The organism is Streptococcus sp. 2018WUSS126, assembly GCF_044427425.1.
GTDB classification, from domain to species: Bacteria; Bacillota; Bacilli; order Lactobacillales; family Streptococcaceae; genus Streptococcus; species Streptococcus hashimotonensis.
In genome coordinates, this window is the sequence record NZ_JAOTGB010000002.1 from 82,007 (window position 1) to 105,521 (window position 23,515).

Sequence of the window (23,515 nt, forward strand, 5' to 3'; positions counted from 1 at the left end):
AGATTCCTAGGTTTTTTAGAATATTAAAAGGCGGTAGACGGATTTGAACCGACGATCAAGCTTTTGCAGAGCCGTGCCTTACCACTTGGCTATACCGCCATAACAAAGAATATTGTATCTTAAATCCTGGAAATGGTCAAGTGGAAATTTTCGAATCAGCCCAATTTCCAGATTTTACGGTAGACTAGAACTTACTTTGAGAATTTTGGGATGGCAGATTTTTATGAATTTCTCGGTTGTTTTACTTGAAAATAGGCAGGTATTCTGATATACTGATGAAGTTGCTGTGCAACAAATACTCATCTCGGACCAATTGTGGTCTTGTTGCCGAAAGGTTAGGCTGCAAGTCGAAGTTCGGGAGAGGAGAAAAAACAAAAGGAGAAATACTCATGGCAGTAATTTCAATGAAACAACTTCTTGAGGCTGGTGTACACTTCGGTCACCAAACTCGTCGCTGGAATCCTAAGATGGCTAAATACATCTTCACAGAGCGTAACGGTATCCACGTTATCGACTTGCAACAAACTGTAAAATTGGCTGACCAAGCTTACGAATTTATCCGTGACGCTGCAGCAAACGACGCAGTTATCTTGTTCGTAGGTACTAAAAAACAAGCTGCTGAAGCTGTTAAGGACGAAGCTATCCGCGCTGGTCAATACTTCATCAACCACCGTTGGTTGGGTGGAACTCTTACAAACTGGGGTACAATCCAAAAACGTATCGCTCGTTTGAAAGAAATCAACCGCATGGAAGAAGATGGAACTTTCGAAGTGCTTCCTAAGAAAGAAGTAGCATTGTTGAACAAACAACGTGCACGTCTTGAAAAATTCTTGGGCGGTATCGCTGACATGCCACGCATTCCGGATGTAATGTTCGTTGTTGACCCACATAAAGAGCAAATCGCTGTTAAAGAAGCTAAGAAATTGGGTATCCCAGTTGTAGCGATGGTTGACACAAACACAGATCCAGATGATATTGATGTAATTATCCCAGCTAACGATGACGCTATCCGTGCTGTTAAATTGATCACAGCTAAAATGGCTGACGCTATCATCGAAGGCAACCAAGGTGAAGACAGCGTAGCAGCAGTTGAAGCTGAATTGGCAGCTGAGCCAGCATCTACAGAATCAATCGAAGAATTGGTTGAAGTTGTAGAAGGAAAATAAGTAACGAAGGCGTTTAGAAATCTGTATGAAAATAGGAAACTGACGCAGTATGCTTGCATACAAGGAAGTTTATCTTTTTCACTAAGATTTTAGCCTGAGTACAATTGAATAAGTAACAAAGGCGTTTAGAAAAGCGTTAGATTTATCTAAATTCTAGCTTTTTAGTCCGAGTACATTCTACATTATTTATCAAACACAAAAACAATCCTAGAGGGGCAGGGCTGAGCCCGCTCCTCTATTTTATAAATACAAACAAGGAGAATAGACATGGCAGAAATTACAGCAGCTCTCGTTAAAGAATTGCGTGAAAAATCAGGTGCAGGCGTTATGGACGCGAAAAAAGCATTGGTTGAAACTGAAGGTGATATCGAAAAAGCGATTGAATTGCTTCGCGAAAAAGGTATGGCCAAGGCAGCTAAGAAAGCTGACCGTGTAGCAGCTGAAGGTTTGACAGGTGTTTACGTTGATGGTAACGTAGCAGCAGTTGTTGAAGTGAACGCTGAAACAGACTTCGTTGCGAAAAACGCTCAATTCGTTGAATTGGTAAACACTACTGCTAAAGTAATTGCAGAAGGCAAACCAGCTGACAACGAAGCAGCTCTTAAATTGGCTATGCCTTCAGGTGAAACCCTTGAAGAAGCATACGTAAACGCAACTGCAACAATCGGTGAGAAAATCTCATTCCGTCGCTTTGCTTTGGTTGAAAAAACAGATGCTCAAGCATTTGGTGCATACCAACACAACGGCGGCCGTATCGGTGTTATCTCAGTTGTTGAAGGTGGCGATGAAACTCTTGCAAAACAAATCTCAATGCACATCGCTGCGATGAAACCAACTGTTCTTTCTTACACTGAATTGGATGAGCAATTCGTTAAAGATGAGTTGGCACAAATCAACCACAAAATCGAACAAGACAACGAAAGCCGTGCAATGGTTGACAAACCAGCATTACCATTGTTGAAATACGGTTCAAAAGCTCAATTGACTGACGAAGTGATTGCAGCAGCTGAAGAAGCTATCAAAGCGGAATTGGCAGCAGAAGGCAAACCAGAAAAAATCTGGGACAAAATCATCCCAGGTAAAATGGATCGCTTCTTGCTTGACAACACTCAAGTTGACCAAGCTTACACACTTCTTGCACAAGTTTACATCATGGACGACAGCAAAACAGTTGAAGCTTACTTGAACTCAGTGAACGCTTCAGTTGTAGAATTTGCTCGTTTCGAAGTGGGTGAAGGTATCGAGAAAGCTTCAAACGACTTTGAAGCAGAAGTTGCAGCTACAATGGCAGCAGCTCTTGGTAAATAACCTCCAATTGTTTGAATAAGATTTTAAACTAGTACTTCCTTCCTATAGCTCCAAATAAATAGTGCTAGAGGAAGGAAGCATTAGCGTTATAAAAAAACACGGAGGATATATGAAAAATATTCATAAATTTAGTCTACTCTTTGTGTTCATTTTGTTTTGTTCTGTATTTGGTTGGAAGCAAAATAAGGTGATGGCAGAAGAAGTAGGAACTCAGGTTATTATCCGAAAGTATGCGGAAGGCGATTACTCTAAACTGTTAGAGGGGGCAACTTTAAAATTAACTCAAACAGAAGGCAGCGGTTTCCAAGAAAAAACTTTCATGAGTAACGGTTCCGGAGAACAAGTAAATTTACCGGACGGTACTTATGTACTGACTGAGGTGAGTCCGCCTCAAGGTTATGGAATAGCAGAACCTATAACTTTTAAAGTACAGAGCGGTAAAGTTCAAGTTCAGAAAAATGGTCAATTTGTTGATAATCCTTATAAAGAGAATGGGACTCCTTTTTCGGCAATTGCGTATAATGACTATGAATTTGTAGATAATTTAGATACAAAAAATTATGCAAAATTTTATTATGCAAAAAATGCGAACGGAACGTCTCAGGTTGTTTACTGTTTTAATGCAGATTTGCATTCGCCTCCGGATTCTTATGATAATGGGGATACTATAACACCTGATGTATCAACATTTAGTGAAGTTAAGTTCACGCATATTAAAGGGAATGATTTATTAAAATATGCAGTTTCTCCAAGAACTAATGATTCTAATGTATTTTTAACGTGGATAAAAAAAGTTATTAACAGAGGATACAAAGGAACAAACGATAATCTTCCTCAAGGCCTGACAGAAACACAATTCCGTGCAGCGACTCAGTTAGCAATCTATCATTTTACAGACAGTGCAGATGTAGACAAATGGAAGAGCGAAGATACTCATGGATTTGGTGATATGAATGATGCTACATTGAAAGTAACAAAAGAGTTGATTGAGTATGCCCAAAATGGTGAGAGCGCAGATGGATTGCCGGATTTAGATTTTTTTGTTCCAAGTAATAACGGCTATCAGTCACTCATCGGTACGCAGTATCATCCAGATGCATTGGTTGATGTGATTCGAATGGAAGACAAAAAAGGAGTTGTTGTACCTACGACGCACAAGTTGCAAATTTCTAAAAAGGTTACAGGGACAGCTTCGGATAAGTCAAAAGACTTCTATTTTGAAGTAGAGTTGAAAGATGCAGACGGTAAACCATTATCAGGAGAATTTAAAGTCAAAATAAAAGGAAGTGAAGGGGATGCAGAAAAATCATTGGAAAATGGTCGAGTCACCTTCCCATTGAGTGATAATGATACTGCGGAGATTTTAAACATTCCAACAAATTACACATATACTATAAGGGAATTTGCATCTGATGATTATAAAACAACGATCAGTGTTGATTCAGAACAACTTGTTGGAACAAAGGAGATTACAAGGAACGCTGTTTCCACAGATGTTGCTGTGATGTTTGAAAATAATAAAGAAATTGTTGTACCGACAGGAATTTCTGATAATACCAATATATATCAGATGATGTTTAGTCTGGCTGTGGTAGCCATTGTATCGACCGTATTTGTCAGCTTTAAAAGAAAATAAAAACGTATGGGTAAAAGAAGGAATAATCCTATTCAAAAAGATGATAAAAATCAGTCGCGAGAAGGTAGACAAGGATTGAAAAAATTTATTACTAAGTGTGTTGTAATAGCAGGGATAGGATACATTTTTCTAAACTTTGTCGTAGGCGTGATTTTTGTAAAAAATATTCACATGTTTCCAAATTTAAAAGTTGGTGATTTGGCGATATATTCAAGAATTTATGACAATATAAAAATTAATGATGTTGTTGTTTATCAAGAAGAAGATTACGAACGTGTAGGACGTGTAGTCGCACAGTCAGGTGATATTGTTGATATTACAGATAAGGGAGAATTGATGGTGAATGGTCATATTCGCGAAGAAGAGCTTCCCTATCAAACTTCAGCCCATTCAAGTGGTGTTAGCTATCCCTATGAAATTCCTGCGGGAAGCTACTTTGTTCTGTATGATTTTAGAAAAGAACAAACGGATAGTCGATTTATTGGAGCAATTCCTATAAACAAAATAAAAGGAGTTGTGACTACACTCATCAGAGTGAGAGATATTTAAAAATAGAAGGAGAATATAAAATGAAGAAGTATAGTTTTTTAGTATCAGGTTTGGCATTGATGATGCTTGCTACAGGAACAGTTAAGGCGGAGGAGACTCCAGTAGTGAATGGTTCGTCATTACAGGTGACTAAGTCATTTGAGTTGACAGAGGGTGTTTTGTCACCAGCTACAGATTTTACTTTTTCCATCACTTCACAGAATGTAGCTGGTTCAACTGAAACAAAAGATGGTTTAACGGTATATTCAGGTATTGTAGAGGGTATGGAAACACAGAAAATTATTTCATACTCTAATACTGATACTATGGCAAATAAAGATAAAACTACAGATTTTGATTTTTCAAAAGTTGTATATCCAAGACCAGGGGTGTATCGCTATTTAGTGACAGAAACTTCTGGAGATACTCCAGGTGTAACGTACTCTACTAAGAAATATGTAGTTGATGTTTATGCCTTGGATGAAGCTGGTACAATCAAACCGAAATATATTGTGTCACATCAAGAAAATAATAGCGCTAAGGAACCAATTAAGTTTGATAACGCCTTGAAAACAACAGCGTTAACTGTGACAAAAAAAGTGACTGGTAATGCTGGTGATAAGAATAAGGAATTTGAATTTAAACTTACTTTAACAGCTAACGAACTTTATAAATCAGGATCAATTGAAGCTAAAATCAACAAGAAAGGCGATCTTGTTGATAGTAAGCAGTTCTCAATTGGGGAAAACACCTTTAAACTAAAAGACGGTGAAAGACTAGATATTGCTAAGTTACCAATTGGAGTTACCTACAAAGTAGAAGAAATTGGCTCAGAAGATTATCAGAAGACAGCGACAATTGATAAAGATACGAACGATGGTGTTGACAAACAGGAAGCATATGCATTTGATGAACAAACTTCAGATGCTACCTCAGATGCAATCGTTGTAACAAATAATAAAAACATTAATACACCGACAGGTGTTGCGATGGCAATTGCTCCATATGCTGTTATGACACTAGTTGGTATCGGTGGAGTTCTATACTTTGTTAAAAATAAAAAAGCTTAATCAATGCTAATGTTATATGTATGCCTTAATTAAGTGGTTAAACTGGATAATTGATAGATGTTTGTTACTGTTCTGTTTTCTAATTTTGGGACTCGCTTTGTTAGGTTTGTATAGTAATTATTTTCTATATCATAATGCAAGCGCAGCTAATTACCAAAGTTATAAAGAGAATGAAATTGATTTTGAAAAGCTTCTACACTTAAATTCTGAAGTAATAGGATGGTTAGAAGTAAAGGGAACAAATATTGATTATCCTCTTGTTCAAGGAAAAACAAACTTAGACTATATTAATAAATCAGTAGAGGGAGAATATTCCCTCTCTGGCAGTGTTTTCCTTGATCATCGTAATCAATCTAGCTTTAATGATGTTTATTCCATTATCTATGCCCACCATATGGCAGGAGATGTCATGTTTGGGGAATTGCCAAAGTTTTGTAACGCAGATTATTTTAAAGATCATAAAACTGCGACACTTTTTCTCCCAGATGGTTCTTCTAAAACAATATCATTTTTTGCATGTGTGAAGACAGATGCTTTTGATGAAATGATGTTTAATCCGACTGGAATTGATGAACAGAGGTTTGAGAATTTACTAGCTCATATAAAAACGAAATCAGTTCAATATCGAGATTTAAAGATGACGAAACAAAATAGATTAGTTGCGTTGTCGACTTGTGAAGATACAGAAACAGATGGTAGAATATTGGTTTTAGGGATAATTTAAAGCATTTGATATTAGTATAGAATAATGGAGCTATATATGAAGAAAATATTCACTCTGTTACTTGTTTTTTTAGGGGTGGTTTTAGGAACAAATCATGTGGTCAATGCAGTTTCTGCTGAACAATCCGTTGTTACTGAAATTGTTTTCAAAAACCAGTTAGTGACTCAGAATGGAAAACCCCTCCCTAATGGAAAGTTTACTTTTATTTTGACTCCAGAAGATCCTAGCTTTCCCCTACCTAAAGAAGGGACAAAAGTAACAGTTGACGGAGAAGAAAAGGGACGTTTTTCAAATTTAACCTATACAACACCTGGTAAGTACACATATATACTTTCTCAGGAAGATAATGGTTTAGAAGGTTATATTTTTGACCAGACAAAATATCGAGTTACTGTTCTTGTTTCAGTGGATGAAGTGACAGCTCAATTACGTACATCAATAGTTGCTTCAGAAATGAATCAAGATAAGAAAACTGAACTTCTCTTTAAAACTATTTATACCTCTGAAGAAAATAAAGTTGCTGACAACAAAAAAGTTGCTAACAACACAAAAGTTTTGCCTCAAACAGGAGAAAAAACTACTAAAGAGATTTTCTTATTGGGTGTAATGCTTATTGTTTTATCTATTGGTTTAATAGTATATAAGAGAGCATTTTAAGTTATATTGTGATGTAATCAAGTTGTAATAAAGATGGTAAAAGTTTTGGCTTTTTGGTCGATGCTTCAAACCAAAATAAAGTCGTTAGAATTGTACTTCTAATGACTTTTTCTTTTTTGTAAAATCGGTCTTAGGGCGGATGTCGGATATATTTGGTTAGGTTACACTAGTATCAATCCTAAATATTTTTCATAATCTCCTTAAAAAGCACCGGTCTTGTGGTCGGTGCTTTTTTGTCTGTTATGTATTAGTCCTCAATAAAAGCCACAATTTCTTTTTCCGTCATGCTGGAATCGCAGCGGACTTGGACGCCGTTTGCTTTTGCGACGAGGAGGCCTGGTACGGTAGGAACTCGGTAGTGGTCGCGGAGGGCCTGGAGTTCAGGGCTGACTTGGCTGGAGTCGAGGAAGTGGACGGTCACTTGCTTGTCTTGGGCGACCTTGTGGAGTTTTGGCGCAAAGCGGTTGCAGTAAGGGCAGGTTGCTCGTCCGATGAAGAGAACAGCCCCCTCTTTTGCAGCTAGAAGGTTCTGTGCCTGCTCCACAGTCACACTTGTAAAGTCTTGAATGTAATCTTGAAAGTTCATGGTATAAGATATAAAGGGCCTTAAGCGGACACAGACAAACTAGGAAACAGAACGACGACTAGTTCTCGTTTATCTTTTTGACCTAGTCCGTAGCCCGTACTCAGTTCAACCAAATACGGAGCCCCTAGTCCTTTCTATTTTTTCTTTTATTATAGGATAAAGCAGAGCAGATTTCAAAATTCTGCTATGCTAGTTGCTAGGCTTTTGCTTTCAAAATTCGTCATTTTAAGGTATAATGGTCAAAGATAGTCAAAGAAAGAGGCGATACTATGGCGATGAAGAATACATCGGATTATATAGAAGAGCATATCAAAGCCATCTTGGACCAAGTCAGTGTAGCTGAGTTGCGTCGAAGTGAATTGGCCAGTCGGTTTGAAGTGGTGCCAAGTCAGATTAACTACGTCATTAAAACCCGTTTTACAGCCAGCCGTGGCTATATTGTTGAGAGTAAGCGTGGTGGTGGTGGTTATATCCGAATTGGGCGGATTACCTTTTCGGATAAGCACGAATTGGTCCATGATTTGTTAAACAATATGGGTGAGCAGTTGTCTGCGACGGTTTATGCGGATATTTTACAGCTCCTTTTTGATGAAGGATTGATGACAGAACGAGAAGGCAATCTCTTTTTGTCCACAGGAACTGATGAAATATTAGGGAAAGATGCAAGTGCTATTCGAGCACGCATGATGCGTCAAATACTACGACGTTTAGATAGGAAAGAGGATTAATTTATGAAAATTTCAACTGGTTTACAAAGTGTTTTTGAAGATGCCCAGTTGGTCGCACAACGTTATGCTTGTGAATACTTGGAAACATGGCATGTTCTCTTGTCTTTCGTTATCAACCATGATACAGTCGCCGGCGCTGTTTTGGCAGAATATCCTATTTCAATTTCTGACTATGAACATGCAACTTTTGTTGTGACCGACAAGGTCTATCGTGAAGAGTTGGATAGTTTTCGTATTTTACCATCTTCTAAACGTTTGGATGAAACGGCTAGTTTTGCCAAGAAAATTGCAGAAGTCGTCAAGGCTAAGGAGCTGGGAACGGAGCATTTGTTTATGGCTATGTTGTTGGACAAGCGGTCAACAGCTAGTCAGATTTTGGACAAGGTAGGTTTTTGTTTTGAAGACTCAGATGATAAGTTTCGTTTCTTGGACTTGCGTAAAAACTTGGAGGCACGTGCGGGATTTACCAAAGAGGACCTTAAAGCTATCCGCAGTGTGATGAAGGGTGGCAAAGCCAAACCTACTAATATGGGACAGATGATGGGAATGCCCCCAGCACCTCAAAGTGGTGGATTAGAAGACTACACTCGTGATTTGACAGCTTTGGCTCGTGAAGGGAAGATTGAACCTGTCATCGGTCGAGACGCTGAGATTGCACGGATGATCCAAATTCTATCACGTAAAACCAAGAACAACCCAGTTCTAGTTGGTGATGCAGGTGTCGGAAAAACTGCGCTTGCTTTGGGTCTTGCTCAACGTGTTGCTGCAGGTGATGTCCCTGTCAGCTTGGCTAAGATGCGGGTTTTGGAACTTGACTTGATGAACGTTATCGCTGGAACTCGTTTCCGTGGTGATTTCGAAGAGCGGATGAATAATATTATCAACGACATCGAGGAAGATGGTCAGGTCATCCTCTTCATTGATGAGTTGCATACCATTATGGGTTCTGGCTCGGGGATTGATTCGACCTTGGATGCAGCCAATATCCTCAAACCAGCTCTTGCTCGTGGCACCCTCCGTACAGTCGGAGCGACGACTCAGACAGAGTACCAAAAGCATATTGAGAAAGACGCAGCCCTGGTTCGTCGTTTTGCCAAAGTGACCATTGAAGAGCCGACAGTGGAAGATAGCATTGCCATTTTGACTGGTTTAAAAGGTACTTTTGAGAAATACCACAGGGTCCGTATTGGAAATACGGCTGTAGAGACTGCTGTGACCTACGCTAAGCGGTATTTGACTAGTAAAAACCTGCCAGATTCTGCCATTGATTTGATGGATGAAGCCAGTGCAACGGTACAAAATCGAGTGAAAGGGCAGGCTGAGGAAACAGGACTGACGAGTATTGATAAGGCCTTGATGGATAAAAAATATAAGACTGTCAGCAAGCTTTTGATTAAAACGAAAGAAGATGCCGAGGCTAGTCAAAACTATGACCTTGAAGTAACAGAAGAAGATGTTTTAGAAACACTTAGCCGCTTATCAGGTATCCCAGTAGCCAAGCTTAGCCAATCAGATACTAAGAAGTATCTGAATCTGGAAGCAGAATTGCACAAGCGTGTGATTGGGCAGGAAGAAGCTATTTCTGCAGTTAGCAGAGCTATTCGCCGTAATCAGTCAGGGATTCGTACAGGTCGCAGACCGATTGGTTCCTTTATGTTCTTGGGACCAACTGGTGTTGGTAAGACAGAGCTTGCTAAGGCCTTGGCAGAAGTTCTCTTTGATGACGAATCTGCTCTTATCCGTTTTGATATGTCTGAATACATGGAGAAATTCGCAGCCAGCCGTTTAAACGGTGCCCCTCCGGGCTATGTGGGCTATGAGGAAGGTGGCGAATTGACAGAAAAAGTTCGTAACAAACCTTATTCTGTTCTTCTTTTTGATGAGGTTGAAAAGGCTCATCCAGATATTTTCAATGTTCTTTTGCAGGTCTTGGATGATGGTGTTCTGACAGACAGTAAGGGACGTAAGGTTGATTTCTCAAATACCATTATTATCATGACATCAAACCTTGGAGCAACAGCCCTTCGTGATGATAAGACAGTTGGTTTTGGTGCCCTTGATTTATCTAAGGACCACAAGGAAGTGGAGAAACGCATTTTTGAGGAATTGAAAAAAGCCTATCGTCCAGAATTTATCAACCGTATTGACGAGAAAGTTGTCTTCCATAGCCTAACGGAAACTCATATGCAGGATGTTGTCAAGGTCATGATTAAACCTTTGTTGGCTGTAACAGCTGAGAAAGGAATTACCCTTAAACTTCAACCATCAGCCTTTAAGTTATTGGCTAAACAAGGTTACGACCCAGAAATGGGGGCTCGTCCTCTTCGTAGACTCTTACAAACCAAATTGGAAGATCCGTTAGCAGAAATGTTGCTCCGTGGTGACTTGGCTACTGGTTCGACCTTGAAGGTTGGGGTCAAGGGCGAAGAGCTCAAGTTTGATGTGGTAAAGGGATAAGGAGTGCTTGTTGTTGCTATCCTTTCCAGATGCAGAATTGTTCTTCCGTTTTGAAAAACGGATGAGATAGTTGAAGAGGTGAGCTTGCTCGCCTCTTTCTTTAGCAAGTAGAAAGGAAATCTATGAATCAAACCATAGCTGTTGTTTTCGGAACCTTTGCTCCCATGCACAAGGGACATTTGGATTTGATCGAGCGAGCAAAGTTGGCCTGTGGTCAGGTTTGTATTGTGGTGTCAGGATATGACAAGGACCGTGGGGATTTGATTGGTTTAGATTTGACCAAACGAATTCAATTTGCTCAAGGGCAGTTTGAGGGTGATGATTTTGTCGAAGTTTGTGCCCTGGATGAAACGGACTTGCCTCCCTATCCAGATGGTTGGGACCTTTGGTTAGACCGCTTGCTTGGTTTATTGGATTTGTCTGAACATCAAACGCCAGTCTTCTATGTGTCTGAGGAAGAATACGCTCAGGAACTGCAAAATCGAGGCTATCAAGCTCATTATAGTCCTAGAAAATTTGGTATTTCAGCGACTCTCATTCGTGAACATCCAGAGCAGTATCGAGACTACATTGCCCCTGCCTTTGTTGGCTTCTTTGCTGAGCATGAATAATGCTATCATACAGAAAAAACGCATAAAATCAGGTTATAACCCTGGCTTTATGCGTTTTTGTATATGTTTAATGATTGGCAAGTATCAAACTTCTCAGATTTTCTTACTTAGCAATCCGTTCTTGATAGGCTTCTCTAGCTTGGTCAAAGAGTTCTTGGACCTGCTCGATAGTCTCTGCTCGGGCAACGGCACCACGGATTTTGGCAGCACCTGCTGAACCACGGAGGTAGTGAGGGGCAAGACCACGGAATTCACGTACGGCAATGGATTCGCCTTTGAGATTGGTCAATCGGGTCAGGTGGTCGAAGGCGACATTGAGTTTGTCATCGAAGGAGAGGTCGGGCAGGACTTCTCCTGTTTCAAGATAGTGGTTGATTTGGTTGAAGATGTAAGGATTTCCCATAGCAGTCCGTCCGACCATGACGGCATCAGCTCCGACTTCCTCGATTCGTTGGCGGGCATCTTGGACAGTGCGGATGTCGCCGTTTGCGATGAAAGGAATCTTGGTCAGGCTGCTGGCTACCTTGGTGAGGGTTTCCAGGTCAACGGTTCCTGTGTACATCTGCTCGCGGGTCCGTCCGTGCATGGCTAGGGCAGACACACCAGCACTTTCTGCGGCCAGGGCATTTTCGACCGCTAGGTCGGTATTGTTCCAACCCGTCCGCATTTTAACAGTCAAGGGAATATCGAGGACTGAGGTCACTTCCTTGATGATATGGTAAATCTTGTCGGGGTCCTTGAGCCACTTGGCACCAGCTTCGTTTTTAACGACCTTGTTGACAGGGCAGCCCATGTTAATATCCACGATATTAGCTTTGGTGTTGGTTTGGATGAAGTCGGCAGCCCTTTTTAGTCCTTCGGCATCGCCGCCGAAAAGCTGGATAGACATAGGGTATTCGTTGTCATCGATATGGAGCATATGGAGGGTCTTCTCGTTGTTGTAGAGAAGGCCTTTTTCAGAAATCATTTCCATAACGACCAGGCCTGCGCCCATTTCCTTGGCAATGGTGCGGAAGGCCGAGTTGGTCACGCCAGCCATTGGGGCCAGCACGCAGCGATTGGGGATTTCCACATCACCAATCATGAAAGGGGTATTGAGATTAGCCATTGATGAGTTCCTCCAAATCGTTTTCGTCAAAGTGGTAATGGGTCTGGCAGAATTGACAGGTGATGTCCACGCCCTTGTCCTCGTCTTTCATCTCTTGCAGATCCGTTTTTGGCAGGCTGGCTAGAGCATCGAGGAAGCGGTCTTTAGAGCAGTCGCAGACAAAGCCGATTTCTTCTTCGGATAGGCGTTTGAAGTCGTCGTCGCCATAAATGGCGGATAGCAGAGCTTCTATATGGTTTTCAGAAGCCAGCAAGCTTGAAATGGCAGGCATTTCTTGGATGCGTTTCTCGAAACGGGCAATTTCAGCCTCGGTTGCACCTGGTAAAACTTGCAACAAGAATCCGCCAGCTACCTTGACCTTGTCTTCTTCGTCTAATAACACGTTCAATCCCACTGCTGAAGGTGTCTGCTGGCTGTCTGTCAGGAAGTAGGCAAAATCTTCACCAATCTCACCAGAAATCAAGGGTGTCATGGAATTGTAGGGGTGACCTGTTCCGTAGTCTGTGATGACTAGGAATTGGCCATTGCCTATAAGAGGTCCAACGATGACTTCGCCAGTCGCTGTCCGTTTGTAATCCAAGTCTGGATTTTGAATGTAGCCCTTGACCTGACCTTTGGTATTGGCAACGGAGATGATAGCCCCAACAGCACCGCTGGCCAAGATTTTCAGGGTGATTTTTGTATCGCCTTTTTCATTGGCAGCCAAAATTTGATTGGCAATGAGGGTGCGACCCAGAGCAACGGTGGATGACGCCATGGTGTCGTGTTTTTCTTGGGCTGTTTTCACGGTTTCTGTGCTATCTAGCACAAAGGCACGGAAATGCCCGCTTTTTGATAGTGTTTTAATAATTTTATCCATAACTTTAATTATAGCACAAGTGGAGGTGGAGCAGTAGAAAAATGAGCCTGAAAGTCATGCTTTCAAGCTCAAAAAATGATTAGGATTCTTTTTGTTTTTTAACAAGGCAGGCACTCAAGATTACGAGACCGATTGTGATAAGTACAAAGCTTGTTTCTCCTCCTGTCTTTGGAAGGATTTTCTTTTGATTGTTTTTGGCAGTAGGGGTCACGGTTGTTTGTCCCTTGTCTGTAGTGCCAGAACGGTCATCAGTATTTACAGATGTTTGATTAGAAGTTGAAAGATTTGTTGGCTTGTTATTGTTGGTCGTACCATTGTCATCACTATTATTGACTGTTCCTGAGTCATCTGTCTGCTTGTCGCTTGGTTCTGGTTGAGTTGGTTCTTGTGCCTTTGTCACATCCAGTTGTACCAATAGCGGATCGTGGTCAGAAGCTCTGCCATGTTCTTCCATAAAGGCCGAATTGACATGGACCATATCAAAGGCATAGCGCTCCAACAAGTTAGTTGATACCAGCATATTGTCAAGAGACTGATTGTTTCCATTATAGAAGTAAGAGAAGCGATCGGATGCATCGTGACGACTAACGAGGTTAGCCATTCCTCCTGTTTCTAAAATTTCTATGGTTTTAGTAAATTCATAGTCATTGAAGTCGCCTAGCATAACGATATTAGCATTTGGATTTTGAGTTAAGCCTGCTTTTGTAAAGTCAGCGATAATTTGTGCTAGTATGTGGCGTTTTTCTTCGGACTTGAAGCTGACGGGTTGGATTTTTCCGTAGAGACCATTGTCACCGCGTTTTGAGTTGAGATGGTTAGCAAGGACAACGACTTTCTCGCCTTTGAAGACGAATTCAGCTGCAAGTGTTTTGCGGACAGCTGCCCAAGCGCTGTTGGTTGGGTCGATTCGGCCCAGGCTGAGATTGAGTTCGCCGTTTTCCCAAGCTACTGCCTGTGTTGCGGTACCGATTGGTTTGTCAGATAGGCTGACACGTTTTGAGTTGTAGAGGAAGCCGACGCGAATATTGCCTCCCTCTTGTCCGCCGTCTTTGTTGTTTTCAGGAGCAATATCCACATAGGTATAGGTTGGTCCGCCGGCTGCTTGAATGGCTGCAATTAGGCGTTCAGCACTCTTACTAGCATCAGTTGTACCGTCGTTTGTAGCACCGTTGTTGTCCTGCACTTCAATCAATCCGATAATATCTGGAGAATGTAGGTCTGAAACAAAGGATTTGGCAATGCGTTGGACTTTAGCGTCTGATGTTGACTTACTATCAGCAGAGAAGTTTTCAATGTTATAAGAAGCGATAGTCAGCTTGTCATCATTTGGGATAATGGTTGTTGTTTCTGGTTTTGTAGCTCCTTCGTGCAAGGTTGGAAGGGTGCTATCATCTACATAGACCTTATAATTGGTGTAAGAGTAGGTAACTGGTCCAGCAATACGACCGGTAAAATAGTCTCCTGATTTGACGATCTGTTTTCCATTTTTCAAAAGTAGTGGAATGATATTGGTATTATTCCCTTCAGGGCGAAGGTTGATGCCTCCAACATTGTTTAAAGGAAGTTGACTAGTGGCAGGAGTGACATAGATTTCCTTGTTTTTTAGTGGGCCGAGGATTTTTGCATCATCAACGGCAACCACCATGCCTTCAACGGATTCCCAGAAATCGAGTGCATCTTGTTCTGGATCAAATTGAGCCAAACCGTCGTTGTCAATAATATCGGCTGGGATGGTTCGATCAAGACCAAGGACTATAGGAGATGGTACAGGTGCAGTCCCATCCACAGTTACTTCAGTAGCTCGAATTTGTGTGATGGTTAAGTCTGTTTCCCCACGTTCTGTATAACCTTTTCCGAGGTATTCTTCTACTCGTCCTGCGATAGTGACAAGATCTCCTACTTTGACATTTGTTTTTAATTTGTTAGTAAAGATGTTAATACCGTCAGATGTTTTGACGTCTCCATCTGGTGTGACATCTTGCACGTAGAAGTTATTGGCAGAGGTAACGTAGGTTACTACGACATTTTTAAGCATAACAGATTGATTCACCAGAGGTGATTGGTGACTTGCACCTTGAATGCGACCGACTGTTACAGCTTCGGTCTTTCCTGGTCCTGCTTCCGTCGTTGCCTTTTCAATGACTTCAAAATGAGAGAGGTCAAATGGTTTTAATTGTATTTTTCCGTTATAGGTGGATAAAATAGCGGTTAGATTAATCTTATCTCCCTTGTTGATACGGTTCAAAAGATCCGCCGTTTTGATGCCTGTTCGACTGTCTAAACGCACATCCACAGTTTGTCCTTCAGAGTCAGTTACGGTAAAGGTAGAATTTTGATAGCTATCGCTTTGAATATCTCCGACAGTCAAGTTTTTTAGAGAAACTAGTGTTGCCTGTGCTTGCGTCGTTAACTGAGCAATGTTTGTTTCTGTAATAGGAGTGTTGAAATTCTCAGAGATAGCCTTGTGGTTGCTAACTGTAGTTAGTTGGAGTTCGCCTTTATACTCACCCAATGTTCCTGTTAATTGAATGGTATCACCAGGCTGATAGCCCAAGGCAGCCCCAGGGTAGATATAGATACCAGCACCGTCAGAGCCTTGGAGGTAAAAACCATTTCCTCCCCAACCGTTTACTAGGCTAATAATTTTACCAGAGACTGTGTACTCTGTTCCTTGTGCACCAGAACGAACAGTAGCAATCGGTGTAGAAACAAGGTCACTTGGTTTGGTAGCTGTATTTTCACTTGTTGGTGGCTGAACATTAGTAGAAGATGAATCTACGATTTCAATCGCTGTAGCTGGTTTGATCCCAGCTCGCTTCATGTATGTATCGCTAGTTCCTGTGATGCGAACCAATTTTCCGACTAGTTCGGGATGATCAACGAGGTTGAATTGGCTACGAAGAGGTTCTTTTAGTTGAATAGGGATAGTGTCGGCAGCCGCAGTATCCATGCTTGCACCAAGGGCTAGATTTGTTTTGTTAGTAGCGTCAAAAGCAGTTCCGCTACTATTAAGTGGTGCAATAAGATAGCCTTGTATCGTGACTTCCGACTTGGTTATTGCAAGTGACGGATAATTCTCTATCGCCACTTCAGTAGCGTGCACAGATGGTATGGGCGAAGTAGCAAGACTAAACAAGAGTCCGGCTGTTACCGCTACAGAACCTACGGTATAGAAGAGAGAACGGTTTCTAATCTTCATATAAAACTCCTTTTTGTTATATATGGACGTTATCAAAACGTCTGCGGTTGTTATATACATATAGTTTAACAAAAAATGAGTCGTTTGGAATACTTTTTCTGGATATAATACGGATATTTTTAAAAATTCAAATGAAATAGTAAAAATACATTGGAAAACAAAACAAATAACGAACAATTGGATTGAATACAGGGAATTGGTTCATAAAAAAGCACCGAGATATAAATGATTATCTTGGTGCCATATTCATTTTGTTTAACATTAGTTGGGAGGTTTTGTGAAGGAAGAAAGGGGCAAAGCAGATATATAGTCCTTTAGTTGACTTTTTTTACTTCGGCGCAAGAGGAAGTCCGTTTCTGGATTTCCCGCTTCAAACAATCCACTGGTTTGTTTGAACTCACTTTGCCGTACTTTATAGAGAGGCAAGTCTTATTTCCAACCTAGAATGTTCTAGCAACCTGCAGCTATTGAGGCGAATGTGCTTTGCCCTATCTCCAGCCTTCAAAAGCTCCACGAATCTTTGAAGTAAGTACTAACAAAGTAAGGAAAATGGAAAACTATAGCTCTGGAAACAATTTTTTCAAAATCTTCGGTGTAATGCTCTGTCCAGGTCCTGCGTAGGTGTAGGTGTGCAGGTACATGGCAGGGTTGAAGTTGAGTTCGATGCAGGTGCAGTTAGGCTCGTCCTTGCTGGCTGGTTTGGTGCGGTCGGGGATAATCAAGTCCACACCACAGACCCAAGCTCCCATGGCAGTCGCCATATCAGCGGCCAGTTGCTTATAGGACTCGTCCATCTGGTCGGTCATATCGATGGAGTCGCCACCTGTTGAGATATTGGAATTGCCACGCAGAAAGGCTTGAACGCCCTCTGGCAAAACTGTATCGGGTGTGTAGCCCTGCTGCTCCAACATAAGCAGTTCGATGTCGCCCAAGTTGATGATTTCCAGCGGTGAACGGTGGTCACGCCCACGCAGTGGATCTTGGTTTTTTTGGTCCACCAATTCACGGATGGTTGAGCTACCGTCCCCCACGACATTGGCTGCGATGCGGAGCAGGACAGCCTCGCACTTGCCGTCCAAGATGAAGAAGCGGTACTCGGTTCCCTCCACGAACTCCTCCACTAGTACATGGCTGTCTTCTGAAAAGGCGATGTCCAGGGCCTTTTCATAGTCCGTAAGGCTGGCTGGTTCTTGGAAGATAGAGATGCCAAGACCGAAGTTGGTGGACTTTGGTTTGACAACAATAGCAGAGCTGGCTACCTGTCCGTAGTACCGCAGGGCATCTGTCTTGTTTGCAAATTCCGCTCCCGCAGGCACTGGAAAACCAGCCTGGTCCAAGATTTTCTTGGTCACGACCTTGTTGGCCATGGCGAGAGGGATGACGTAGTTGTCCTTGGAGGTCATGTTGCCGTTTTTGATGTACTCGACATGGTCACCATGCCAGAGTTTGAGAAATTGGTCTTCTTTATCCAAAATCTCCACGTTCAAGCCCAGCTGAATGGCGTCGAAGAGAATCATCTGGGTGGAGAGTTCCATGTTTTCATAGCCCTTGAGGGCGTAAGGGGCTGTCCAAGCATAGTCATGAAAGACTTGTCCTTGCTGCTGACCAAACTTTTCTAGAGACCCATCTTCAACCTGCTCTGCTATTTTTCCGGAAAGGGTCAGATGTGGGTCTTGAAGAGCGGCCTCCACATGTGCAATGAGCTGGCCATAGTAGTTATCCAGCCCAAAGTGGGCAACTATGGCTTTCATGGCCGTCAAGATTGGCGTGGCATCGGCATCGTTAGGTAGAGGTGAGTGGGGGTGGCTAAGGGCGATGAGATTGTTAAGTTTATCTGCTTTTGCTAGGGTGTTATCAACATCTGTCAGTTGGTCTAGCCAAAGAAGAGCTAAGATAAAGAGGTGGACTGTATCAAGGGTTTCCTGACTAATAGCAAGCGGGTCATAGGGGTTAAGGTCAAAGGAACGGAATTCTAAATAAGAAATCCCCTTGCTGAGGTAGTCACGGCTAGTCTTGGCACCACGGAGGCGGACGGAAGAGTAAAATTCCTTCTCAGCAGACAGTTGACCAGACTGGACAGCTTGTTCGATGTCATCCACGTACTGTTCGAGAGAAGAAAAGGAAATATGAACATCATCGGAGTTGACATAGCCGTACTTGGAATTACGAATGGAACGGACGCAACCGACTTCCGTAGTTAGGAATCCTTTTTCGGCTAGGCTACTTGCCCCATATAGGTAGGTTAAGAGCCAACGATAGTTGAGGAAGTTTTGTGCTAATTTGAGGTAGAGGGTATTTTTGAATGCGATAAAGTCTGTTTCCTCGCTTAATTCAAAAAGTTGTTGGGTTAGGTCTTTTCCTAATTCAAAATTATAATGGATGCCAGACATAGACTGGACGAGCTTGCCATAGCGTTCCCCCAGACCGACACGATATTGGTACTCATAGTCGCTCTCCAGTTGGGCAATTTGGATTTCCTCTTCTGAAATCATAGGTGGCATGGATAGGGGCCAGAGGTATTCTTGCTTATCCATAGAACGTGCGGCAACATCTGTAATGGCTCCCAGTAGGCGACGAGCTTCCTTAGTCGACTGAGCGATTGGTGTAATCAACTCTAACTGTGGCTCGCTGTAGTCTGTCTGGATATAGGGGTGGAAGCTACGAGAACCCAGTTTATGAGGATGGGGAGTTTGTGCAACTCTGTGGTTTGAATTGATGCGAAGTGATTCGCGCTCAATTCCAAAAGTAGCCTGAAGAATGGGGTTGTTTGGTAATAATTTTTGTAACATACTAAGTCCTTTATATTTCTGTCAAAGTCTTATTCCAATTTTATCTAGATTGGAGGGCAAATACAAATTTCTGCTACGTTTTTCGTGAAAAATGTACTGAAAATCACGGAAAGCAAACAAAGACTTCGGATTTCTCTGTTAAAAGCATATTTACACATGTCTATCTCGTGTGTTTAATCGGATTTTTTTGAAATATGCTTTTTAAAAAATAAAAACATTCGCTATATATGAAATTATTGGAATTTCTTGAAAAAATGTTCGTTTTTTGATAGAATAGTGTGTAAAACGAAACTTGCAGGTGAGATTCCTGCCAGAAGTAGAAGAAAGGCTGGGCTGGTTAGCCAGTTCAGAGAAAGAGTGAATATGACATCAGTAGTTGTTGTAGGAACCCAGTGGGGCGACGAAGGTAAGGGTAAAATTACAGACTTCTTGTCTGCTAATGCTGAAGTAATCGCACGTTATCAAGGTGGTGATAACGCTGGACACACTATCGTTATCGATGGCACTAAGTATAAATTGCACTTGATTCCGTCAGGAATCTTCTTCCCAGAAAAGATTTCTGTAATCGGTAATGGTGTGGTTGTCAATCCAAAATCTTTGGTGAAGGAAATCAACTATCTCCATGATTCAGGTGTAACAACAGATAATTTGAGGATTTCAGACCGCGCACATGTCATCTTGCCTTACCACATCAAATTGGACCAGTTGCAAGAAGAGTCTAAAGGTGAGAACAAGATTGGTACAACCAACAAGGGTATCGGTCCTGCTTACATGGACAAGGCAGCCCGTGTTGGTATCCGTATTGCAGACCTCTTGGACAAGGAGATTTTTGCCGAGCGTTTGAAAACAAACTTGGCTGAGAAAAACCGTTTGTTTGAGAAAATGTATGAGTCAACTCCGATTGAGTTTGATGAAATCTTTGAAGAATACTACGCTTACGGTCAAGAAATCAAAAAGTATGTAACAGATACCTCTGTTATCTTGAACGATGCTCTTGATCAAGGTAAACGTGTCTTGTTTGAAGGTGCGCAAGGGGTTATGTTGGATATTGACCAAGGTACCTATCCATTCGTTACTTCTTCAAACCCAGTTGCTGGTGGTGTGACCATCGGTAGCGGTGTCGGCCCAAGCAAGATTGACAAGGTTGTTGGTGTATGTAAGGCCTATACTAGCCGTGTTGGTGACGGACCATTCCCAACTGAATTGCACGATGAAATCGGAGACCGTATCCGCGAAATCGGTAAGGAATACGGTACGACAACTGGACGTCCACGCCGTGTCGGTTGGTTTGACTCAGTGGTGATGCGCCATAGCCGTCGTGTGTCAGGTATTACCAACTTATCTCTTAACTCGATTGACGTCTTGTCAGGTCTTGAAACGTTGAAAATCTGTGTGGCTTATGACTTGGATGGTGAGCGTATTGACTACTACCCTGCAAGCTTAGAACAACTCAAACGTTGCAAACCAATCTACGAAGAAATGCCAGGTTGGTCAGAAGACATCACAGGTGTGCGTAGCCTGGATGAATTGCCAGAAGCAGCTCGCAACTATGTTCGTCGTATCAGCGAATTGGTCGGCGTTCGTATCTCAACCTTCTCAGTAGGTCCTGGTCGTGAACAGACCAACATCCTTGAGAGTGTATGGAGCGCAAAATAGTGTGCGAAGACTGAACGAAAGTTCGGTCTTTTTCTGTGTACGACGGGCATGTCGTACATCTGAGGTGAAAGTCCTCCGTGGGCACCCGCTACCGGTGAACCCAATAGCGACTCCCAAGCCTGACTATCGTGAGGTAGCGGGGAGAGGAAGGGATAGCGAAATCGTGGCACTACGAACAGAAACTTGATACGAAGGCGTATATAGAGGATGAGGGGGCACAAAACTCTAAAATCCAAAAAGGTAGTCGTAACCTATATGCGTAAATCACGAGTGTAATTGAATTCGGACTAAGGTCAGTGTGAAAAAGATAATTCCTCCTAGAGTCACTGGACTCTTCGTCAGAATTCCTATTTTCACTTAGACCTTTTACGTCCTCATATCTTGTCTAAACGAGGAAAGATGTACAACTTATCCCGTGAGGTCTTGTCGAGGTAATAACCTAGTAATAACGAACGGCAAGAAGTCAGCTGAAGCCATAGTAGTGATGAAGTTTCTGTAATAGAAACGGAGCGAAGGGCTGAACAACTAATCGAAGTATACCTACTTCGCTTGTGTCTGTAAAGAATGGTCTGATAGAATTGGATGCGGTCACGTATTGACTAGAAGAAAGTTCGCCAATATAAGATATCCTACAGACACCGAAACAAGAAAGGAATACACACATGTCACAGTTACTAGATAATATCCTATCTCGTTCAAATATGTTGGACGCTTACAATCAAGTTAGAGCTAATAAAGGTTCTGCTGGAATTGACGGCGTAACTATTGAAGAAATAGATGACTATCTCCGTAAACACTGGCGTTCAACTAAAGAACGCATAAAGCAGAGAAAGTACAAACCACAGCCAGTCTTACGAGTTGAAATTCCCAAACCTAACGGTGGAGTCCGTCAGTTAGGTATCCCAACGGTCATGGATAGAATGATACAACAAGCTATTGTCCAAGTCATTAGTCCCATCTGTGAACCCTATTTCTCTGAGAAGAGTTACGGATTCAGACCCAATCGGTCATGCGAAAAAGCCGTTATTCAGTTATTAGAATACCTTAATGACGGTTATGAGTGGATAGTAGATATAGACCTCGAGAAGTTCTTTGATACAGTTCCCCAAGATAGATTGATGTCGCTCGTTCATAACATTATCCAAGATGGAGATACAGAATCCTTAATTCGTAAGTACCTTCACTCAGGTATAGTCATCAACGGACAACGGCATAAAACACTAGTTGGAACGCCACAGGGAGGCAACCTATCACCGCTCCTGTCCAATATCATGCTTAATGAGCTAGACAAAGAGTTGGACAGACGAGGACTTCGCTTTGTCCGCTACGCAGATGACTGTGTCATCACAGTTGGTAGTGAGGCAGCGGCTAAACGTGTGATGCATTCAATTAGTCGTTACATTGAAAAACGATTAGGTTTGAAAGTAAACATGACTAAGACAAAGATTGTAAGACCGAGCAAACTGAAGTATCTAGGATTTGGTTTTTGGAAATCATCTGAGGGCTGGAAAACCCGTCCGCACCAAGATAGCGTGCAGAGTTTCAAGAGAAAACTCAAGAAACTAACAGCCCGTAAGTGGAGTATTGACTTAGACAGCCGAATTGAGCAACTAAACTGGGTTATTCGAGGATGGATAAACTACTTTTCTATGACGAACATGAAATCAGTCATGGAAAGCATTGATGAACATCTGAGAACTCGACTAAGAGTTATTATCTGGAAACAATGGAAGAAGAAATCTAGGCGACTATGGGGGCTTCTCAAACTTGGAGTACCGAAGTGGATAGCGGATAAAGTATCTGGATGGGGGGACCATTATCAATTAGTGGCTCAGAAGTCAGTACTGAAACGTGCCATATCAAAACCAGTCCTCGCTAAACGTGGACTGGTTTCTTGCTTAGATTATTATCTGAAACGACATGCGTTAAAAGTTAGTTGAACCGCCGTGTGCCGAACGGCACGCACGGTGGTGTGAGAGGGACTAGAAATTAGTCCCTACTCGATTTGGTCGAACTTTGCTTTCTTGTCCAGAATTTGATATAATCATGCTTATCAAACAATAAAAGAGGTAAACAAATGGAAGGTTTATTTTTGCCGCTTGTCATGGTTGCCATGATTGGTTTTATGTTCTATTCGCAACGTAAACAACAAAAACAACGTCAAGAAGCGCTAAATCAAATCAAAAAAGGTGATGAAATTGTGACCATTGGTGGGCTATTTGGTATTGTCGATGAAATCGATGATAAAAAGGTTGTTCTCGATGTTGATGGTGTTTATTTGACATTTGAACGTGGTGCTATTCGTAATCGTGTAGCAAGTTCAGGTACTACATCTGCAGTTGTTGAAGAAGTGGCAGTTGAAACGACAGAAGCAACTCCAGAATCTGCAATTGAAGAATAAGGATGAAAAACCGAGGGAAACCTTGGTTTTCT

General features: G+C 42.0%; 18 protein-coding genes and 1 tRNA gene. 13 read left to right on the plus strand and 6 right to left on the minus strand.

The window, feature by feature from the left end; genetic code table 11:
* Positions 1 to 28 precede the first annotated feature (28 nt).
* A tRNA-Cys gene (locus ODU34_RS01540) sits at positions 29 to 99 on the minus strand.
* A gap of 290 nt (positions 100 to 389) precedes the next feature.
* On the opposite strand from ODU34_RS01540, the gene rpsB reads away from it, so the two are divergent.
* From rpsB to ODU34_RS01575, 7 genes are all read left to right on the plus strand, one after another.
* Complete coding sequence (gene rpsB / locus ODU34_RS01545) at positions 390 to 1,166, plus strand: 30S ribosomal protein S2 (protein WP_012775356.1); 777 nt, start codon at positions 390 to 392, stop codon at positions 1,164 to 1,166.
* A gap of 267 nt (positions 1,167 to 1,433) precedes the next feature.
* A complete protein-coding gene (gene tsf, locus ODU34_RS01550; protein WP_002937816.1) occupies positions 1,434 to 2,474 on the plus strand; it encodes a translation elongation factor Ts in 1,041 nt (346 codons plus the stop codon).
* Positions 2,475 to 2,583: 109 nt separating this feature from the next.
* Positions 2,584 to 4,110, plus strand: a complete 1,527-nt coding sequence (locus ODU34_RS01555; protein WP_105159765.1) for a Cys-Gln thioester bond-forming surface protein — start codon at positions 2,584 to 2,586, stop codon at positions 4,108 to 4,110.
* A gap of 6 nt (positions 4,111 to 4,116) precedes the next feature.
* The gene (gene lepB / locus ODU34_RS01560) at positions 4,117 to 4,659 is read left to right on the plus strand and encodes a signal peptidase I (protein ID WP_105159766.1); all 543 of its coding nucleotides are present in this window, start codon (positions 4,117 to 4,119) and stop codon (positions 4,657 to 4,659) included.
* Between the two features lie 20 nt (positions 4,660 to 4,679).
* Positions 4,680 to 5,708: a QVPTGV class sortase B protein-sorting domain-containing protein gene (locus tag ODU34_RS01565; RefSeq protein WP_205014609.1), complete on the plus strand. Its 1,029-nt coding sequence runs from the start codon at positions 4,680 to 4,682 to the stop codon at positions 5,706 to 5,708.
* Positions 5,709 to 5,724: 16 nt separating this feature from the next.
* Positions 5,725 to 6,432 carry a class B sortase gene (gene srtB, locus ODU34_RS01570; protein ID WP_029752678.1) on the plus strand — a complete coding sequence of 236 codons (708 nt, stop codon included), beginning with the start codon at positions 5,725 to 5,727 and terminating at the stop codon, positions 6,430 to 6,432.
* Positions 6,433 to 6,468: 36 nt separating this feature from the next.
* On the plus strand, positions 6,469 to 7,089 hold the full coding sequence (locus ODU34_RS01575) for a Spy0128 family protein (protein WP_161499143.1): 621 nt from the start codon (positions 6,469 to 6,471) through the stop codon (positions 7,087 to 7,089).
* A 247-nt stretch (positions 7,090 to 7,336) separates the two neighbouring features.
* Here ODU34_RS01575 and ODU34_RS01580 read toward each other — a convergent pair whose 3' ends face one another.
* Positions 7,337 to 7,675 carry a thioredoxin domain-containing protein gene (locus ODU34_RS01580; RefSeq protein ID WP_136647326.1) on the minus strand — a complete coding sequence of 113 codons (339 nt, stop codon included), beginning with the start codon at positions 7,673 to 7,675 and terminating at the stop codon, positions 7,337 to 7,339.
* Positions 7,676 to 7,944: 269 nt separating this feature from the next.
* Between ODU34_RS01580 and ODU34_RS01585 the strand changes: the two genes are divergently transcribed.
* From ODU34_RS01585 to ODU34_RS01595, 3 genes are all read left to right on the plus strand, one after another.
* Positions 7,945 to 8,403, plus strand: coding sequence for a CtsR family transcriptional regulator (locus ODU34_RS01585; protein WP_136647325.1), 459 nt, complete (start codon positions 7,945 to 7,947; stop codon positions 8,401 to 8,403).
* A gap of 3 nt (positions 8,404 to 8,406) precedes the next feature.
* Positions 8,407 to 10,860, plus strand: a complete 2,454-nt coding sequence (locus ODU34_RS01590) for an ATP-dependent Clp protease ATP-binding subunit (protein ID WP_205014608.1) — start codon at positions 8,407 to 8,409, stop codon at positions 10,858 to 10,860.
* 122 nt (positions 10,861 to 10,982) lie between these two features.
* On the plus strand, positions 10,983 to 11,471 hold the full coding sequence (locus ODU34_RS01595; RefSeq protein ID WP_105179158.1) for an adenylyltransferase/cytidyltransferase family protein: 489 nt from the start codon (positions 10,983 to 10,985) through the stop codon (positions 11,469 to 11,471).
* A 103-nt stretch (positions 11,472 to 11,574) separates the two neighbouring features.
* Here the strand turns inward: ODU34_RS01595 and dusB are convergent, their stop codons facing one another.
* The 4 genes from dusB to gshAB form a co-directional block, all read right to left on the minus strand.
* A complete protein-coding gene (gene dusB, locus ODU34_RS01600; RefSeq protein WP_024402097.1) occupies positions 11,575 to 12,579 on the minus strand; it encodes a tRNA dihydrouridine synthase DusB in 1,005 nt (334 codons plus the stop codon).
* A complete protein-coding gene (hslO, locus tag ODU34_RS01605) occupies positions 12,572 to 13,438 on the minus strand; it encodes an Hsp33 family molecular chaperone HslO (protein WP_105179159.1) in 867 nt (288 codons plus the stop codon). Before hslO ends, dusB begins: the two co-directional genes overlap by 8 nt.
* Before the next feature lie 79 nt (positions 13,439 to 13,517).
* Positions 13,518 to 16,637 (minus strand): DUF6359 domain-containing protein, encoded by a 3,120-nt coding sequence (locus ODU34_RS01610; RefSeq protein WP_398578329.1) that lies wholly within the window; start codon positions 16,635 to 16,637, stop codon positions 13,518 to 13,520.
* A 557-nt stretch (positions 16,638 to 17,194) separates the two neighbouring features.
* Positions 17,195 to 19,426, minus strand: a complete 2,232-nt coding sequence (gene gshAB / locus ODU34_RS01615; RefSeq protein ID WP_398578330.1) for a bifunctional glutamate--cysteine ligase GshA/glutathione synthetase GshB — start codon at positions 19,424 to 19,426, stop codon at positions 17,195 to 17,197.
* A gap of 363 nt (positions 19,427 to 19,789) precedes the next feature.
* Between gshAB and ODU34_RS01620 the strand changes: the two genes are divergently transcribed.
* The 3 genes from ODU34_RS01620 (at position 19,790) to yajC (ending at position 23,483) form a co-directional block, all read left to right on the plus strand.
* On the plus strand, positions 19,790 to 21,082 hold the full coding sequence (locus ODU34_RS01620) for an adenylosuccinate synthase (RefSeq protein ID WP_398578331.1): 1,293 nt from the start codon (positions 19,790 to 19,792) through the stop codon (positions 21,080 to 21,082).
* 662 nt (positions 21,083 to 21,744) lie between these two features.
* Positions 21,745 to 23,022: a group II intron reverse transcriptase/maturase gene (ltrA, locus tag ODU34_RS01625; RefSeq protein WP_105106194.1), complete on the plus strand. Its 1,278-nt coding sequence runs from the start codon at positions 21,745 to 21,747 to the stop codon at positions 23,020 to 23,022.
* Positions 23,023 to 23,159: 137 nt separating this feature from the next.
* Positions 23,160 to 23,483, plus strand: coding sequence for a preprotein translocase subunit YajC (gene yajC, locus ODU34_RS01630; RefSeq protein WP_014638693.1), 324 nt, complete (start codon positions 23,160 to 23,162; stop codon positions 23,481 to 23,483).
* The last annotated feature ends 32 nt before the right edge of the window (positions 23,484 to 23,515 follow it).